This is a genomic window from Paenibacillus sp. J5, assembly GCF_054955055.1.
On sequence record NZ_JBUEDD010000005.1, the window covers coordinates 1 to 16,699 of the forward strand.

16 protein-coding genes and 1 CRISPR repeat array are annotated in these 16,699 nt (G+C 54.5%); of the genes, 7 read left to right on the top strand and 9 right to left on the bottom strand.

What is annotated here, in order from left to right; translation table 11 throughout:
* The first annotated feature begins 35 nt into the window (after positions 1 to 35).
* Positions 36 to 1,667: a CRISPR direct-repeat array (repeat unit 32 nt; unit sequence ATTTCAATCCACGCACCTACACGAGGTGCGAC).
* Positions 1,668 to 2,281: 614 nt separating this feature from the next.
* From ACY1JZ_RS10085 to ACY1JZ_RS10100, 4 genes are all read right to left on the bottom strand, one after another.
* On the bottom strand, positions 2,282 to 2,878 hold the full coding sequence (locus ACY1JZ_RS10085; protein ID WP_270172105.1) for a YkzI domain-containing protein: 597 nt from the start codon (positions 2,876 to 2,878) through the stop codon (positions 2,282 to 2,284).
* A 484-nt stretch (positions 2,879 to 3,362) separates the two neighbouring features.
* A complete protein-coding gene (locus ACY1JZ_RS10090) occupies positions 3,363 to 4,511 on the bottom strand; it encodes an ABC transporter permease (RefSeq protein ID WP_462629074.1) in 1,149 nt (382 codons plus the stop codon).
* The gene (locus ACY1JZ_RS10095) at positions 4,508 to 5,644 is read right to left on the bottom strand and encodes an ABC transporter permease (RefSeq protein ID WP_462629076.1); all 1,137 of its coding nucleotides are present in this window, start codon (positions 5,642 to 5,644) and stop codon (positions 4,508 to 4,510) included. The genes ACY1JZ_RS10090 and ACY1JZ_RS10095 overlap by 4 nt, the downstream gene beginning before the upstream one ends.
* Positions 5,645 to 5,655: 11 nt before the next feature.
* Positions 5,656 to 6,594 (bottom strand): ABC transporter ATP-binding protein, encoded by a 939-nt coding sequence (locus ACY1JZ_RS10100; RefSeq protein WP_462629078.1) that lies wholly within the window; start codon positions 6,592 to 6,594, stop codon positions 5,656 to 5,658.
* A 242-nt stretch (positions 6,595 to 6,836) separates the two neighbouring features.
* Between ACY1JZ_RS10100 and ACY1JZ_RS10105 the strand changes: the two genes are divergently transcribed.
* The 3 genes from ACY1JZ_RS10105 to ACY1JZ_RS10115 are packed head-to-tail and all read left to right on the top strand — an operon-like array spanning position 6,837 to position 9,397.
* Positions 6,837 to 7,976 carry a sensor histidine kinase gene (locus ACY1JZ_RS10105; protein WP_462629079.1) on the top strand — a complete coding sequence of 380 codons (1,140 nt, stop codon included), beginning with the start codon at positions 6,837 to 6,839 and terminating at the stop codon, positions 7,974 to 7,976.
* A gap of 9 nt (positions 7,977 to 7,985) precedes the next feature.
* Positions 7,986 to 8,738 carry a response regulator transcription factor gene (locus ACY1JZ_RS10110; protein WP_462629080.1) on the top strand — a complete coding sequence of 251 codons (753 nt, stop codon included), beginning with the start codon at positions 7,986 to 7,988 and terminating at the stop codon, positions 8,736 to 8,738.
* Entirely contained in the window at positions 8,735 to 9,397 is a 663-nt protein-coding gene (locus tag ACY1JZ_RS10115; protein WP_462629082.1) for a YktB family protein, read from the top strand. Before ACY1JZ_RS10110 ends, ACY1JZ_RS10115 begins: the two co-directional genes overlap by 4 nt.
* 257 nt (positions 9,398 to 9,654) lie before the next feature.
* Here the strand turns inward: ACY1JZ_RS10115 and ACY1JZ_RS10120 are convergent, their stop codons facing one another.
* The gene (locus tag ACY1JZ_RS10120) at positions 9,655 to 10,839 is read right to left on the bottom strand and encodes an MFS transporter (protein WP_462629083.1); all 1,185 of its coding nucleotides are present in this window, start codon (positions 10,837 to 10,839) and stop codon (positions 9,655 to 9,657) included.
* A 152-nt stretch (positions 10,840 to 10,991) separates the two neighbouring features.
* On the opposite strand from ACY1JZ_RS10120, the gene ACY1JZ_RS10125 reads away from it, so the two are divergent.
* The gene (locus ACY1JZ_RS10125; protein ID WP_270172118.1) at positions 10,992 to 12,461 is read left to right on the top strand and encodes an aminotransferase class I/II-fold pyridoxal phosphate-dependent enzyme; all 1,470 of its coding nucleotides are present in this window, start codon (positions 10,992 to 10,994) and stop codon (positions 12,459 to 12,461) included.
* A gap of 434 nt (positions 12,462 to 12,895) precedes the next feature.
* Here ACY1JZ_RS10125 and ACY1JZ_RS10130 read toward each other — a convergent pair whose 3' ends face one another.
* Entirely contained in the window at positions 12,896 to 13,210 is a 315-nt protein-coding gene (locus ACY1JZ_RS10130; RefSeq protein WP_270172119.1) for a DUF1292 domain-containing protein, read from the bottom strand.
* A 107-nt stretch (positions 13,211 to 13,317) separates the two neighbouring features.
* A complete protein-coding gene (locus ACY1JZ_RS10135; protein WP_270172120.1) occupies positions 13,318 to 13,890 on the bottom strand; it encodes a stalk domain-containing protein in 573 nt (190 codons plus the stop codon).
* 194 nt (positions 13,891 to 14,084) lie between these two features.
* Between ACY1JZ_RS10135 and ACY1JZ_RS10140 the strand changes: the two genes are divergently transcribed.
* Positions 14,085 to 14,846 carry an MBL fold metallo-hydrolase gene (locus tag ACY1JZ_RS10140; protein WP_462629085.1) on the top strand — a complete coding sequence of 254 codons (762 nt, stop codon included), beginning with the start codon at positions 14,085 to 14,087 and terminating at the stop codon, positions 14,844 to 14,846.
* Between the two features lie 318 nt (positions 14,847 to 15,164).
* On the opposite strand, the gene ACY1JZ_RS10145 is transcribed toward ACY1JZ_RS10140, so the two are convergent.
* Both ACY1JZ_RS10145 and ACY1JZ_RS10150 read right to left on the bottom strand, forming a co-directional pair.
* Positions 15,165 to 15,422 carry a DUF3892 domain-containing protein gene (locus ACY1JZ_RS10145; protein WP_462629396.1) on the bottom strand — a complete coding sequence of 86 codons (258 nt, stop codon included), beginning with the start codon at positions 15,420 to 15,422 and terminating at the stop codon, positions 15,165 to 15,167.
* A gap of 286 nt (positions 15,423 to 15,708) precedes the next feature.
* On the bottom strand, positions 15,709 to 15,966 hold the full coding sequence (locus ACY1JZ_RS10150) for a hypothetical protein (protein ID WP_462629086.1): 258 nt from the start codon (positions 15,964 to 15,966) through the stop codon (positions 15,709 to 15,711).
* A gap of 205 nt (positions 15,967 to 16,171) precedes the next feature.
* On the opposite strand from ACY1JZ_RS10150, the gene ACY1JZ_RS10155 reads away from it, so the two are divergent.
* Both ACY1JZ_RS10155 and ACY1JZ_RS10160 read left to right on the top strand, forming a co-directional pair.
* On the top strand, positions 16,172 to 16,357 hold the full coding sequence (locus ACY1JZ_RS10155) for a DUF2524 domain-containing protein (RefSeq protein ID WP_270172124.1): 186 nt from the start codon (positions 16,172 to 16,174) through the stop codon (positions 16,355 to 16,357).
* A 21-nt stretch (positions 16,358 to 16,378) separates the two neighbouring features.
* Positions 16,379 to 16,576: a hypothetical protein gene (locus ACY1JZ_RS10160; RefSeq protein ID WP_462629087.1), complete on the top strand. Its 198-nt coding sequence runs from the start codon at positions 16,379 to 16,381 to the stop codon at positions 16,574 to 16,576.
* The last annotated feature ends 123 nt before the right edge of the window (positions 16,577 to 16,699 follow it).

A 16,699-nucleotide genomic window follows, 5' to 3' on the forward strand; every position in this document is an offset into this window, starting at 1 on the left:
CCATCTAATATCTATTCACATTAATCTTTTAAATCATTTCAATCCACGCACCTACACGAGGTGCGACGGGGGATCTGATTCAAGTAGGTGGCGTGTCCTACCTATTTCAATCCACGCACCTACACGAGGTGCGACACGCTGTGCTTTACTCATGGCTTGTCCCTCCTTTATTTCAATCCACGCACCTACACGAGGTGCGACACTGCAGCCGGGTGAAGTGTCCAAAAGATGAAGTATTTCAATCCACGCACCTACACGAGGTGCGACGATTTTCAGCGTTGATTTCCTGCAATATATCAGTATTTCAATCCACGCACCTACACGAGGTGCGACAAGGATATTGAGCAGCACAGGGATCGATTCAGTATTTCAATCCACGCACCTACACGAGGTGCGACGGCTCAGAATGCCGAATATGACAAGGCCATGGCTCATTTCAATCCACGCACCTACACGAGGTGCGACGTCAGCAACGATAGGTACAGTCACCCAATCAAATGATTTCAATCCACGCACCTACACGAGGTGCGACTGTAAGAGCCAGTGAAGATTATTTTAGGCTTCCAAGAATTTCAATCCACGCACCTACACGAGGTGCGACGATAGCGAGAGTATTCGGCGATCACCTGAGATACTATTTCAATCCACGCACCTACACGAGGTGCGACCAGAGCCTCTATAGCAGCCTTACAGACTGCGTGTGATTTCAATCCACGCACCTACACGAGGTGCGACGGGACGGAAACTGCGAATGCAAGGAATGCTACTGATTTCAATCCACGCACCTACACGAGGTGCGACGCATTCTCGGTATATGTCCTCTGGAGGCTCCTCATCATTTCAATCCACGCACCTACACGAGGTGCGACGTCGTAAGGATGGCAGGATGTTGTTGATTGGCTCATTTCAATCCACGCACCTACACGAGGTGCGACCCTGGCAGCAACGATAATCAAGTCACTCGGCTGCATTTCAATCCACGCACCTACACGAGGTGCGACGAGCAAGACGCTCGCCAATGTTGCCGCGCCGATCAATTTCAATCCACGCACCTACACGAGGTGCGACCAACATTGGGAACATATGTTCTTAAAATGGTTAAATTTCAATCCACGCACCTACACGAGGTGCGACCGGAATGGAAGAGTCAGTAGTGATTAGAGCTATGATTTCAATCCACGCACCTACACGAGGTGCGACGATTCAGAAGCCTGGGAAGCCGTAGAGACCATGCTATTTCAATCCACGCACCTACACGAGGTGCGACTGTTTATGGAACGCTCCCAGAACCTACAGGAGCATTTCAATCCACGCACCTACACGAGGTGCGACGCACATTAACTTGCACCTTTTCCCCTTTTTGGGCAAGAATTTCAATCCACGCACCTACACGAGGTGCGACGTAGCCCTTCAACCCATCCTCAAAGTATTCCGGCATTTCAATCCACGCACCTACACGAGGTGCGACGCGGAAGAGTTCTAGCTGTTGAGAATAACGCACGTATTTCAATCCACGCACCTACACGAGGTGCGACCTTCCGCATCGCCCCACGCATATCCGTATTTCGCTATTTCAATCCACGCACCTACACGAGGTGCGACTACGATCACTTGGAACGGTGTGTGTTGGTTAATATTTCAATCCACGCACCTACACGAGGTGCGACAGCGAATTATAGCATTTTAATGCCATTTCTTCCTTGATCATACCCTTTTTTAATGAAATTACGCAAGTACTTTCCTGCCGCCACCCGCGAATATCCATCATCAGGGAATTCAGCGACTATTTTCGACAAATTCTGAGGTGCGAATGTCCCAGGGTTTTTATGTGAGCCTCACATTCGCACCAGCTAACGGTAGGCTCAGTTACAGCCCGCTCGCACCAGATTTACGTTGCATTTAGACCATTTACCGACAGCTTCCTGCGATCAGTATAGCCGAAGCACCCGCGGCTGAGCAACAGCCGGGCTCTAGGGCGTGTCTGAAAACTCGTGCAGGGGCAGCTCTTATCGCCTTGTCGCCCCATGCTGCGTTGCCTTTTCTTGACGTACCCCCGGTACGCCTGCGAACAAGCGTCTTGCCTGGAACGAACATTCGGCCAGATCTAATCCGTTCAGAGTGTTCCGACACGCCCTAATTTGCTCTTGCACACACAAACAAAAAGCCGCTGTCTCCTCCCATTCGGGCGAACAGCGGCGTTATGATGGCAAGACGTTAACGTTCAATTTGATTAGTGCCTCCCTATATAAATAATTGCAAATTTCCAACCTCCATCGTCTGGCTACATTTCCAGTTGCAGCATCTCCATCCGCAGCCCGCTCAGCTTCTCCTTCGATGCGGCAATGTCCTCCTCGCTGCCCGCAGCCAGCGCCTCGCTCAGAACAGACAGCTCATAATCCAGCTCATACCGCAGCACCGCGATCCTCTCCTCGGCCCTTCTGGAGTTGAAGGCCAGCTTGATCTCCTCCAATGTGACGAACGGTTTGCGTTGATAGATAATTTTGTGCTCCATGCCGCACACCTCCACAAGTCGTATAATTTCTCCAAACATAATGCTCTCAATCATAATCTGCCGATCCTTGATGCGCTTGACGACGGCGTGCCCCCGAGTATCATTAATCAGCTTCTCCAGCAGCTCCGACAGCTTCTCATCCTTAATGATGTAATCGCCTACAATCCGGTAACGACTATGCAGCCGTTGGAATCTGAGCTTGACCAGCTTTCGGCCTGTTCGGATCGAGATCAAAAATTGCGTCTCCGACTCGCTCCAATACAGGGAGTATCCCTCATGTATGAGATCACGGATGAAATGCTGGATTTGCCGACGGTCGAAACGGAGCTCCAGATTACAATATTCCACCTCATAGCTTTTGTTCACGGCAACCCCTCCCGACGTTTGTAGGATATGCTAGGATGTCTGTTCGAACATATTGACGAAATGTTCTGACAATTTGTTCTTACTTCTATCTTATACCTCATCATATGTTATGGCAACTTGGTTTATTGACTATTTTTCAGGTTCATTTCACCTCCCCGGTTCAATCGCAGCAAAAAAAGGCAGCCGCACAGTACACGAGTCCTTCGTGCAACAGTGCGACTGCGTATATTCCCTCCCCATTCCCCCCGTCCAGCCCCATGACGAGCGTAACTGGAACTCTCCAGCGCCCTGGACGAGGGCCGCCACTCATAACTTGCCTAGGTCGTGTCTGAAAACCCGTTCAAGGGCATTTCTCCCCGCCTTTTCGCCCCATGCTGCGTTGCTTTTTCTTGGCGTACCCCCGGTACGCCAAGAAAAAGCGCCTTGTCTGGAACGAAAATTCGGCCAGATCTGTTCCGTTCAGAGTGTTCAGACACGCCCTAGTTTATCTGGACGCCTCACGAGCAGGCTGCAGCACAGTCGCTCCGAAGCCGAGCAGGACGAAGGCGAATAGCAGCAATATGCCGAGCGGCAAAGCTAACTCGTAGACCGTGGCGCCGCGAATGCTCTCCTCCAGCGCGATTATTGCCCAGCGTTGCGGAGTGAAGCCGGACAGCTTCTGCATGAATTCCGGCATCAGCGCAACAGGCCAGAAGCAACCGCCCAGGATGCAGGTGGGACTGACAACCAGATTATTTACATAGCCGAAATTACTGATGTTCTTGACCACTGCCGCTACTGCTGTAGCAATGCCAACTGCGCTTAGCAGGAAGCATTCCATCACCAGCAGCATGCGCGGCAGTGACACGCCAATATCGAAGCCCAAGAGATAGCGCGTCGTCAGCAGGATCAGCACTTGCTGCATCGTGCCGAGCAGCACGCTCCCCAGAAAATTGCCGAGTGCGATCTCTCCTGCCCCGACCGGGGCCGTGAACATGCGTTGCATCGTGCGCTGCTCCCTATCCTGTACAACCGTAAGTATCGACTGATTCGCCAGCAGCATGACGAACAGCAGCATCATTCCGATGACCATGATCGTGACATCCAGCACCTGACCCGATTGCTCCTTCACGTATCCGATCCCGCTGCCCTGGATCTCCTCCAGCCAGTCGCGAACGGTCGCATCCCGCTCGGCCGAACCTTGAGCTGCCGCAGCAGCAGCCAGCTTGCGCAGCATGCCGTCTTGTGCCTCCAGCTTCACCGCAAGCGACACATTCCACAGCTCCTCCTTCGCGCGCAGAAGCTGCAGCGGCTCTGCCTGTCGGGCATACAATGAAGCCGTATAATCCTCGGGCACGATAATCCCCGCATCTGCCTTCCCGCTCTCTACCAACGCTCGCAGTTGCTCTGCAGTGAGATCGGCTCCAGCCGCGAGCTCGATCCCCTCCAGACCCCCGAGCGAAGCAGACAACTGCTGCCCCAGCTCGCCCTTGTCGTTATTCAGCAGAATGACCTGCTTGATGGACGGCTCCGGGTGAAATAAGCCGATAATGACGGAGATGACGATGACCGGCAGAATAATATAGAGCAGCACGCCCTTCGGCTTGCCAATCGTGCGCCTGACCATCATCCAGGCAATAATGAGGCTGTTCATGTCAACGATACCACCTTTCGCATACGCCAGAATGCCAGGACCAGCAGTACGCCTGTTATGCAGGCAAGCCCCCCGAGCATATCGGCCGCTCCTGCCGCATCTCCGCTCATGAGCATCCTGATGCTGCCGCTCGACCAGTAATTGATTGTGAAGGGTCCGGCAGCCGCAAGCAAGCCGACATCGGCGATCATCCCGCCGCTGACGAACGTCATCACCACGACCAGCAGTGTATAGAGCGTCTCAGCCGTCTTGGCGCTCTTGGAGAGTGAAGCAACTACGACAGCCAGCGCCACGGCAGAGGCAATCGTCAGGACAATGACGACCCCCAGGCGGAGACTGTCCCCACCCCAGTCTACCCCGTACAGGTAATGGGAAGCGAGCACGACAATGACGGCCTGGAAGGCCGCGAACAAGAGCATCCCAAGCGCTTTGCCAGCTACAACAGCTCCCAGCGATGAGGGCATGGCCGCCAGCCGGTGGAGTGTGCGCTGATCCCTCTCCTGCAGCAGACGGAAGATCGTCCCCATAGAGGAATAGAAGAGGAACATGATCATGTACGCCGCCGAGTAGTATTGCAGCGTGCTCAATGTGCCGAGCTCCGAGGCATTGCTCGCGAGCGTGGTGATGTGCACCCCCTCTGTGCTCCCCTCGTTATGGGGCAGCGCCGTCGCCTGCCCGGAGAGTGCCGAGGACGAGAGGACAAGCTGCTGCTTGAGCGTGTCCAGATAAGCTGACAGCACCGCTTCGGCAGTCATATTGCGCGTCGATAGCTGACCGGGGTAGAAGGTCCATTGTACGCTCTCCCCTGCCAGAACGCTGCGCGAGAAGCCCGCCGGGATCATAACCCCATAATCCGCGTTCTGACGATTCATCTGCTGCTCTACCCCGGCAGCCGAGTCTGCATAGTGCACACTCAGGCGCTCCTGCTCCTCCAGATAGCTGCGCACGCTGGCGGCGAGCGGGCCGTCATCTGCCAGATACACCACGGTGCGTACCTTTGCATCAGCCAGTTGAAGGCCGTTGCCGATCAGAAAGATCAGCAGCAACGGAAGTCCGAGCAAGAGCAGCAGCGACAAGCGGTTGCGAAGTATACGCTTGAGCTCATAGTAACAAGAAACGAATAGATAACGCATCGCAACTCCTCCTAATCCCGCAGCTTTCGCCCGGTGAGCTGCAGGAACAGCCGCTCCAGATTCGGCTTATCTCTCATCAGACTGAGCAGACCCATATGATGCTTCCCCAGAATAAACAGGATGTCCTGCATATACGTGTCTGCCTCCTGCATATACAGCTCCAACCGATTGTTGTCCAGCACATGAACCGCCTCTACTCGGGGATGGTGCTGAATCTCTGCTACCGCCTCCTCAGCGATGCGATTCGTCTCGATAACCAGCTTCTCCTTTTGCCCTGACTGTGCGACCAGCTCGTCCTTGGTGCCGCAGGCAATGAGCCTCCCCTGATCGATGATGCCCACACGGGTACCGATCGCCTCAACCTCCTCCATATAATGACTTGTATAGATAATGGTAGACCCCAGCTTGTTAAGCGTGCGTACCGATTCGAGTATATGATTGCGTGATTGTGGATCAATCCCCACCGTCGGCTCATCCATGATGATCACTCGCGGCCGATGAGTAATCGCGCAAGCGATGTTCAGCCTGCGCTTCATGCCGCCTGAGTAGCTGGAGGGGTGCTCCTTCGCCCGCTGCGACAGACCGACGAACTCCAGCGCCTCCGTTACCCGCTCCTTCAGCAAGCGCCCTCTTAAGCCGTACAGCCTGGCAAAGAAAGCAACATTGTCATACGCCGTTAACGATTCATAGATCGCCAGCTCCTGCGGGACAAGACCGAGGCGCGCCTTCGTTTCACGCGGCTGTCTGACCACATCGAAGCCATCGAGCGTTATCGTTCCACTATCGGGCCTCAGCAGTCCAGCCAGCAGATGAATCGAGGTGCTTTTGCCCGCTCCGTTGGGCCCCAGCAGTCCGAATATTTCTCCTTCCTCAATAGAAAGGGACAAATGATTAACGCTGATGTTCATATCATACTTCTTCACAACATCCTTAAAGGCGAGCAGACTCATACCCTTATCTCCTTCCCCGAGCTAACCTTGTGGACAGCAACGCTCTATTATTCGAAATAGCCGCTGCCCTGTTACTAGTCATTGTAGCCCGCTTGCCCTTCGGTGTCAGGTGTCCAAAGTCAACACATCCAGGATGACTAAAGTCATATTGTTCACCAGGCGCCTTCTCTCTATGCGGAACACAGCGGCAGATATGGTATAATAGCGGGGACTTAAACTGCCAACAGGAGGCTGAAATCCGTATGAGCAATCCGCTGGCTGCTGCCCGCCTGCTGCTGCTCATCGTTCCTGCAGCAGCGACGCTCGTTTTGGCAGATATGGAAGCATCGGACCGATTTATATTTGGGACGCTAGCCGCCATCGCGATGTCGAGAATGAGTGTGCTTCTGCCTCGCTGGGCAGCTCTGCTGATCGCCATGGAGATGATCTGGCTGAGCTGGATGGCCTATCATTACAACGGCCTGATGAACCTCTTGCTGCTGTCGCCCCTGATCGCTGCCTTCAGTCGTCAGGATAAGCACGAGCCGCTTGCAGGCCTGATCCTGCTGAACGCCATAGGCTTCCTGATCGGGCTGCAAGGAAGCGAGCCGCTAGTTGCCGGGAGTGCAGCGATCGCCTGGGCAGCGGTCTGTGCGGTGCTGGTCGCTCAGCGCAGAGCAGTGCGCCGTCATGACCGCGTGCATGAGATGCATATCTCGCTCAGCCGCAGCATGGCAGAGCTGGAGCAGGCCAGAGAGCGGCTGCGCCACTATGCCGCCCAGGTCGAGCATTACGCACAGACGGAGGAGCGCAGCCGCATCGCCAGGGAGATCCATGATGATCTGGGTCACCGCCTCATTCGGCTGAAGCTGATGATGGAGGCCGGCCTGCGGCTCCTGGAGCATGATCAGGAGCGAGCCCGCGATCTGCTGGAGCAGGTTCGCCTGCAATTGGAGGAGAGCATGGATAATATGCGCCGAACCGTGCGCAAGCTGTCCCCGGTGGAACGATCGGATGGACGACGCTATGCGCTCGACCGGCTAATCGGAGATACCGCCTCGACGCTGGGCGTTCAGGTGGAGCTTGATATTCAAGGACTGGCGCGGCCACTGTACCCGAGCAGCGAATTCGTCCTCTATCGCAATGCCCAGGAGGCGATCACGAACGCGCTGCGGCACGGCGGTGCGACCACCGTCCATATTACGCTATGGTTCGAGCAGCGACTGGTGAGGATGACGGTTAAGAATAACGGCGCTCTGCCCCCCGACCAGTTGGTTGAAGGGCTCGGCTTGCAGGGCATGCGGGAGCGAGCCGTCATGCTCGGCGGCAAGCTCTCGATCCGGCATGACGAGGGCTATGCTGTTATTACAGAGCTGCCGCTGGCGGCAGGAGAGACGAGGTGAGGCAAAGTAATGATTACGGTACTTATCGTGGATGATGACCCGTATATACGGGAAAGTCTGAAGCTGATTCTGGAGCTGGAGGAAGACATTCAGGTGGCAGGGGTGTGCGCGAATGGACAGGAGGCAGCGGCTTTCACAGCGGCTGCTCCCCAGCTTGATGTGGTGCTTATGGATATACGAATGCCGGAATGCGACGGCGTCGAGGCAACGAGACAGATCAAGGCTCAGAACAATCCGCCTGCTGTCCTCATGCTGACAACCTTCGACGACGACGAATATATTATCGAGGCGATTCGCTGCGGAGCTGGCGGCTACCTGCTCAAGAATGTCCCTCCGTCCAGGATTGTCGCAGCGATCCGAACGGTACACGGCGGTGAGCTGCTCATCCATCCCGACATCGCTCGCAAGCTGGCAGGGCTGATCGGCTCCAGTAAGGAATACGGTGCCGCAAGGATAGACGCCCATAGACAGCCGGATAGCGGCCTTCGCTCCTCTAACGGGGATGGGGGCGGGGAGTCGGGACGCCCGATGCTATCGCCTGCCGCGGCGCTTGCCCCCTACGGGCTGAACGCTACGGAGGAGGACATCATCCAGCGCATTGCAGACGGGCTATCCAATCGGGAGATCGCCGGACAGTTGTTTCTGAGCGAGGGTACGGTCAAAAATTACATCTCGAATATGCTGCATAAGCTGGAGCTGCGAGACCGTACTCAACTGGCGATTTTTTATCTGAAATTAATTCATGGAGGAACTGCGCTATGACTATACAGCATTCACAAGCTGCCCCCGATGCGGACGCGGCATTTTATGGCTTTGCGCCAGAGGACTTTGATGTATTCGCCATTGAAGGATTGGAGCCGCGTATGGAGGCGCTCATCCGCCTTGTACGCCCCAAGCTCCATCTGCTGGGGGATCGGCTGGCCCCTTCGCTGTCCGTGCTCTGTCAGGAAGAGATGTACGCTCATGTTGCCAAGCATGCCCGGCGGACGATTAACCCGCCGAATGACACCTGGGTCGCCTTTGCCGCCAACAAACGGGGCTATAAGGCTCACCCTCATTTTCAGGTCGGGATGTTCGAATCCCATCTGTTCATCCAATTTGCCATCATCTACGAATGCCGCAACAAGCAGCAGTTCGCCAGGGAAGCGCTGGAACGGCTGGAGGAGCTCCGGCAGATCGTTCCTGGACATTATGTATGGTCAGGCGACCATATGGTGGCAGGAGGCACGCCGCACCGGGAGATGACTGATGAGGCGCTGCGGACACTCATCGCGCGCTTGCAGCAGGTTAAGGCGGCCGAGGTGCTGTGCGGTCTCGAGCTTGATCGGCACGATCCGCTGCTTCAAGACGGCGAGCGTCTGCTCACCACGATCGAGCAGACCTTCGAGACACTGCTTCCGTTATATCGCATGTCGTTCTAGAGAGGCTCGCAGCCACTCCGAGCCCATTCCAACTGTTGCAACTATTGCAACAGCTACAGTTACATACCTACAGCAGCCAAGCACAAGGGCGGGTTCCCTATCGTCTTACGACGAATGTGGAGAACCCGCCCTTGTCAAGCTTAGCGCTCAGGGTAAATCGATTGCGCTCCAGCCCAAGCGGCAAGCTGGCTTCGCAGCCGCCGTAGCACTGCCCTGCCAGAGCAGGCGGCGCCATACGAGCAACGGCTGCCAGCCAGCTATGCCATGCGGCTATCCTGAGCAGCGCTCTTGCGGTCGGCAGCGACGAAGCCGGACAGCAGCAGCAGCGCCAGCAGCGACAATATACCCGCTACAATGTAGGGAAGCTGTAGATCCAGCTTGATTAATGCAACGCCTACTAGCGGTCCGACGATTCTGCCGAGGCTGTCCATCGAAGAGCTGAGACCGGAGGCGATGCCCTGGCCCACGGTTGTTTTCTGCGTGATTAGCGAAGTAACACATGGCCGGATCAATGCGTTCCCCATTCCGAACACAGCCAGATAGATGGTTGCCGACCATAGCGAATGAGCGGTGACGAGCAGGAAGAAGCCTGTCGCCGACAGCACCAGTCCGGCAATAATGAACTTGCTCTCATCCCCCGGGCGAATATAGCGGCGAACCACGCCGCCCTGCACGAGCGCACCGACGATGCCGCAGACGAAGAACATCATCCCCACCTGCGCTGGCGTCACATCAAATCGCTGCATGCCGAACAGTTGCAAGGTCGCCTCCAGCCCCGCGAGTGTCACCGCTACGAAGAAGGCGAGCACATACAGATAACGGATCGAGCCGGAGAACGCCTGCCAGCGAGACGGCGCCTTGTCCTGCCTCTGGCGGCGCTTCTCCACCGGCAGCGACTCCTGCAACCGGGACAGCGCCAGCAGGAAGGTCAGCAGCGCCAGCCCCGCTGCGGCGAAGAACGGCGCTTGCAGCGATAGCTTGCTCAGCAGGCCGCCAAAGCCCGGCCCGATCGTAAACCCTAGGCCGATCGACATCCCGACCAGCCCCATCCCCTTCGTGCGTTCCTCGGGCGGTGTGACGTCGGCTACATAAGCGACGATGACCGACGTAACAGCACCCGAGAACAGGCCACCCAGGACGCGGGAGGCATACATCAGCTCGAGGCTGTGCGAGCCCAGTCCGAACAGGACGAAGCTGGCCGCGAAGCCCACCACACCGATCAGAATAATCGGCCGTCTGCCGATCCGGTCTGAGAGCGCTCCCCATATCGGCGAGAGGATAAACGATATGGCAGAATAGATAGACAGCATCAATCCGGTATGCAGCTCCAGCCGGCCAGGATCGACCACCTTGATCAGTTCCGGCATGACCGGAATAATAATCCCGAATCCAATAAATGTCGTTATCAGCATCAGCATGACAACAGCTAGTCGTTTGTTCATGTGTTGATTCCCTCCATCCAAATATCGTATCACATCTTGCCATCGTATGGAAATGAACAAACTCGTAACAAAATCCGCTTGCAATCCCCCCTGTTTTTGCTATACTCATCCTTGTTTGAACACTTTATCTGAAGGAAAGGCTGGGTGAAGCATTGGATCATACTCAGACTCCGCTATTCAGCGCCTTGCGTCGACATGCGGACCGCAACCCTGTACAATTTCACATTCCCGGGCATAAAAAAGGAGCAGGCACTGATGAGGAGTTTCGTTCCTTTATCGGAGATAATGCACTGTCCATTGACTTGATAAATATTGCTCCGCTGGATGATCTCCATCAGCCGACAGGCGTCATTGAAGAGGCGCAAAAACTGGCTGCAGACGCCTTCGGAGCTGACCATACATTCTTTTCGGTGCAAGGAACAAGCGGCGCGATCATGGCCATGATCTTGAGTGTCTGCGCACCTGGAGACAAAATCATCGTCCCGCGCAATGTGCATAAATCCGTCATGTCGGCCATCATCTTCGCGGGCGCGCGTCCGGTGTTCATCTCTCCTGCGCGTGATGCGAATCTCGGCATTGACCATGGCATTACGACGCGCGCGGTGCGCCGGGCGCTCCAACGTCACCCGGATTCCAAGGCCGTCATGGTCATCAATCCGACCTATTATGGGATTTGTGCCGATCTGAAGGAGATTGTAGATCTGGTGCACAGCTACAATATCCCGGTGCTGGTTGACGAGGCTCATGGGGTGTTGATTCATTTTCATGATCAATTGCCGACATCTGCGATGCAAGCTGGTGCTGACATGGCTGCAACGAGTGTCCACAAGCTGGGCGGCTCGCTCACGCAGAGCTCCGTGCTGAACGTGCGCGAGGGCCGCATCAACCCGCAGCGTGTCAAGACGATTATCAGTATGCTGACGACCACCTCTACCTCGTATATTTTGCTAAGCTCGCTGGATACATCCCGGCGCAACCTGGCGCTCAACGGCTACCGCCTTGCAGAGCAGGCTATTGAGCTAAGCCAATACGCCCGGATTGAGATTAATAAGATTCCTGGGCTATATTGCTTCGGGGAAGAGATTCTGGGCAGCGAGGCCACCTATGATTACGATCCGACCAAGATCACGGTTCATGTCCGTCATCTGGGTCTCACCGGCTATGAGGTGGAGAACTGGCTGCGCGACCGGTACAATCTCGAAGTCGAGATGAGCGATATGTACAATATTCTCTGTCTGGTCACAACCGGGGACGACCGTGACACTGTAGGTACGCTGCTTGAGGCGATGCGCGAGCTGTCCCAGCAATACTACCAGAAGAATGCCGCCAAAGAGCTGATTATTAAAATTCCAGAAATTCCACAGCTCTCGCTCACTCCCCGCGATGCCTTCTATGCGGAGACCGAGGTCATTCCATTTAAGGAATCGGCGGGACGGATTATCGCCGAATTTATCTATGTCTATCCTCCGGGCATCCCGATCCTGCTGCCGGGTGAGGTCATCTCGCAAAAAAATATCGAATATATCGTCGATCATGTTGAGGTAGGTCTGCCGGTCAAGGGGCCTGAGGATCGCAGCATCGAATATGTAAAGGTTATTGTGGAGGAGACGGCGATCTTCTAAGGGAGGACGGCGGCACACAACCTTCAGAGCGCCCTGATGCGCCGCGCGCAGCACACAGCGCGTGGCGCATCGCTGCATGACGGCGAGCGGTCAACCAATGGTCAGCATGACCAAGCAGATTGCACGCTTACATGCATAGAGAGGCATCCGTTGTTGGTCATTCTATCTGGCCGACAGAGAACAAGCCGGCCCTTGGTGAAGGAGCCGGCTTGTCTAGGTCGTGTGTGTACACTCTGAACGGAACATATCTGGCCGAATTCTCGTTCCAGGCAAGGCGCTTTTTCGCAGGCGTACCGGGGTACGTCAACAAAAGGCAACGCAGCATGGGGCGAAAAGGCGGGGCGAGATGCCCTTGAACGGGTGTTCAGACACGTCCTAGTTATATGTCTGTCAGCCCGAGGACGCCAAGCGTCCTGGCCGCGGGTAGGCTCGGATTAGGATTGCTCAGATTCCTGCAGCGCAATCTCCTCGTAAATCTTCGTTACGCGATCCCACTCCGCATCGTCTTCGATTCCAACCAGGAACGCCTCGTCATTCTCTTCCTCAATGCGGAAAATAATGCCGTCCGACTCTGGATTGTTACGGTCAAGCAGCACCGCATAGACTTGTTCGTCGGATTCGAAGGTGAATACCATCACCATCTCGCGTTCTACACCCTCATCGTCGCTTACCAAAAATACATGCTCTTCATGATCATGGTCATGACCGCATCCGCAATCATCACCGTGCTTGTGTTCGTGTTCGCTCACTGCAATACCCCATTTCACATTTAAATGTCACCCACGTATAGTAACATGTTCAGGAGGGATGGTCAAACATGCAGTCTGACGAGGCATGCCTGTTCGATAACTAGGGATTACTGGGCGGTAATCGTCTTCTCTGACACCAATGTCCAATCGCTCGTTGCTGTCTGCTTCATATAGAAGCGGACGGAATATTTGCCTGCCGAATCGAAGCTGTAACGGAAATCCTCTGTGCGGAACCAGAAGTTGTCCAATGACTTGTTGACCGTCTGCGACTGAATCAGCTTCTCATCCCCCGACGGGTCAGCTATGACCACCTTTACCGCGTGAATATCGGTCTGCAGGTTGTCAATCTGCGAGAACACGCTGAAGGTAACCTTGCCTTGCTTCACATTGCCGAATGTAACTTGCTTCTGATTCTGATCCTGGAACAAAAACATATGTACATTCGGTTTATAAATGGACGCCCGTTTGGCGCTGTCATCCCAGACAACCAGCGCTTGCAGCGAGCTCGCAATCTCCCGCAGCGGAAGATAGGTGCTCCCCTCTGCCAACAAACCGGATTCCTTCGATTCGATTCCATTCACAAATACTCTTACCTTCTGCGCCGCAGAATCTGCGAAGAGCACTGTCCCGCCCCATAGAGAAAGCGCCAGCGTCAACACAACCAGCTTCTTAAATTTCATTATGGTCAAACCTCCATCCATTGTTGCACTTGTTAAGTTATACTCTTTGCTTAGAGCAAAGTTGCGGGATAGCGAAACACTTTTTTGCGGCCTTTCTTGTTGCTTCAGGAAAGAGCGATACGGAAATTTTCTTTCAATTTCGCATAAAAAGTGATAAATTCTATATAACATATCTTGTCAGGAGGCTCTAACGCTTGAATATTCAAATGCTTGGTACGGGGAGTGCTTTTGCCAAAGACTTCTACAATAATAATGCATTGATCTATGCTAGCGGACAAACTCTCATGGTGGATTGCGGCATCACCGCTCCTGCTGCCCTGCATGCCCTAGGCAAGCGGCCTGATGAGGTGGATGCGCTGCTGATCACCCATATTCATGGCGACCATGTCGGCGGGCTGGAGGAATTCGCCTTTCGGATGAAGTTTCAATATCATAAAAAACCGGTGCTCTACGTGGCAGAATCGCTGCTGGAGCCGCTTTGGGAGAATACGCTCAAGGGAGGGCTGGCGCAGGAGCCCTGGTACACGTTGGAGGATTATTTCACCTTGCGGCTAATGAAGGAGAATGTCCAGTACACACTCGCTCCTGATCTGTCGTTTGAAATTATGCAGACGCCCCATATCCCGCATAAGGCGAGCTATTCACTCTATATTAACGAGCACCTATTCTATAGCGCCGACATGCGGTTCAATCCACAGTTGCTGCACAGGCTAGTCGAAGAACGGGGCTGCGATGCGATCCTTCATGATTGCCAGTTCATCGCGCCTGGCGCTGTCCATGCGTGCCTGGATGAGCTGCTGACCTTGCCCGCAGAGATGCAGCAGCGCATATGGCTCATGCATTATGCTGATAACCAGCCGGAATTCAAGGGCAAGACCGGAGCTATGCGCTTCATGGAGCAGCATCGCGTCTACAGTGAGGCCGAGCTGGTCACATCCAGCACCCAAGCGGGCTAGATACTATGCCCATTTTCAACCATGACCAAACGCCGCACGCTAATTCTTCTGATGAAGAAGTCAACGTGCGGCGTTTGCTTGTCTGCCTAATGTGCGAGGTTAACTGTCAGCCTGGGCTCTATCATGTGCAGCGCACCAGGGTGTGTCTTCAAACTCTAGGTCGTGTCTAAAAACCCGTTCAAGGGCATCTCTCCCCGCCTTTTCGCCCCATGCTGCGTTGCTTTTTGTTGACGTACCCCTGGTACGCCTGCGAAAAATCGCCTTGCCTGGAACGAAAATTCGGCCAGATCTGTTCCGTTCAGAGTGTTCAGACACGCCCTAGAACAGCGGGAGTTGATCCAGATTATTAGTCGGGTCTCCATCCGCATCGCCGCGGATATAAGTTTCGCCATCTCTACCCTTAAAGCTGTTCACCCCGGCGATCTGCCCTGCCTGCACGGCCTGCAGCGCCTCCTGATAGTTCATAACACGGCCGTTAGATGTCTGAAAAGCCGTCAGATCGCCATCACCGTTCTTCTGCACAGCTACAAACCGCTCGCGTTGATCGGCAGTAGAAGGCTGCGCCTGCGGATGAATGCCAAGCTCCTGCTGGTACGGGTTAGCCGTCTGGCTCTGCATTTGCGAATTAGCTTGGTTGGATACACTGCTGGCACCCTGTTGCTGCATTTGGCTGCCAGCCAGGTTGGCCATGTCTTGCTGCTGATTCGAATTTCCATTTGGGTTCATTCTTCATTCTCCTCTACATCCGTAATGGTTGCATCGAGGTTAGTATGAAGCATTCCCCCATCTATCATACATTGCGGTGCTGTCTTATGCTTGAACATAGCAACCTGTCATAGCATGCAGGCACGTCATTCCTTGCCTATGGCTGAGTTAGAAGCTGTTGTCCGGGCCGGTATGGCTCCATCCTTGGTCGGCTTGGCGACGGCAACGGCTCAATCATGCCCGAGCTGGAGTAGATGTCCTGGCGGACAGAGGGCCCGTATACATCCTCGATAATCACCGCTTGAACCGCTTGCTCCTCCTGCCGAGGTTCCATAACCCCCAACAACAACAGCATCCATATGCTACAGGCCAGCAGCGCCAGTATAGCCATCCATCCTGCTGCCACTCTCCACATCTGCTGTTCCCCCTTTAGAATTACACGTACACGCCTCGGTTGAGCCTGGACTGCGCAGGCCATCTAAGCAGTATTGCCTGATCCACTCCTCTCCAAACGAATTACAATGGCGAATAATATGCGATTCCATATTTCAAACTAAGCAAGTCAAGCGAACGCCAGACAGATGCGCAGTCATGCGGCTGTGTTAAAGGAGGGATGGGAAATGAGCAAAGCATTTGACAGTAATTATAATTGTGCGAACGCCTCCGAGGATCTCCAAGAGCTGAAGCATTCGCTGGAACAGCTACAATCACAGGGTGAGCTGACACAAGAGCAGCAGGAGGAAGCGAATCGGCTGGGCAACCTGATTCATTTTATTACAAACAAATGTGATATTCATAACGGCTAACTGAAAGAAAGGAGCGGAAATATGGCTGAGCATAATCCATTACCGACCAGGGCAAAGAAGGACAACACTGCCCCTCTGTCTGCCCAGAAGCACAAGAATGCCAACGCCACCGATGAGCGGATGGAAGCACCTCCAGGTATCGAGCCAGGCTACGACTACATCTGGGGCAGTGATCAGGATGAGCTGGTGCAAAACCATACTGAACGCGATACGAAATAAGCGCCGCACGAAACGGTAGTCACCGCCACCCACCCTCTCGTTAGGATATTCAGGCTCCCCAACTGCGCCGAGCTGCATAACGTTTACACATTGGGGGGCTTGAATGACCATGGGTTTATCCGG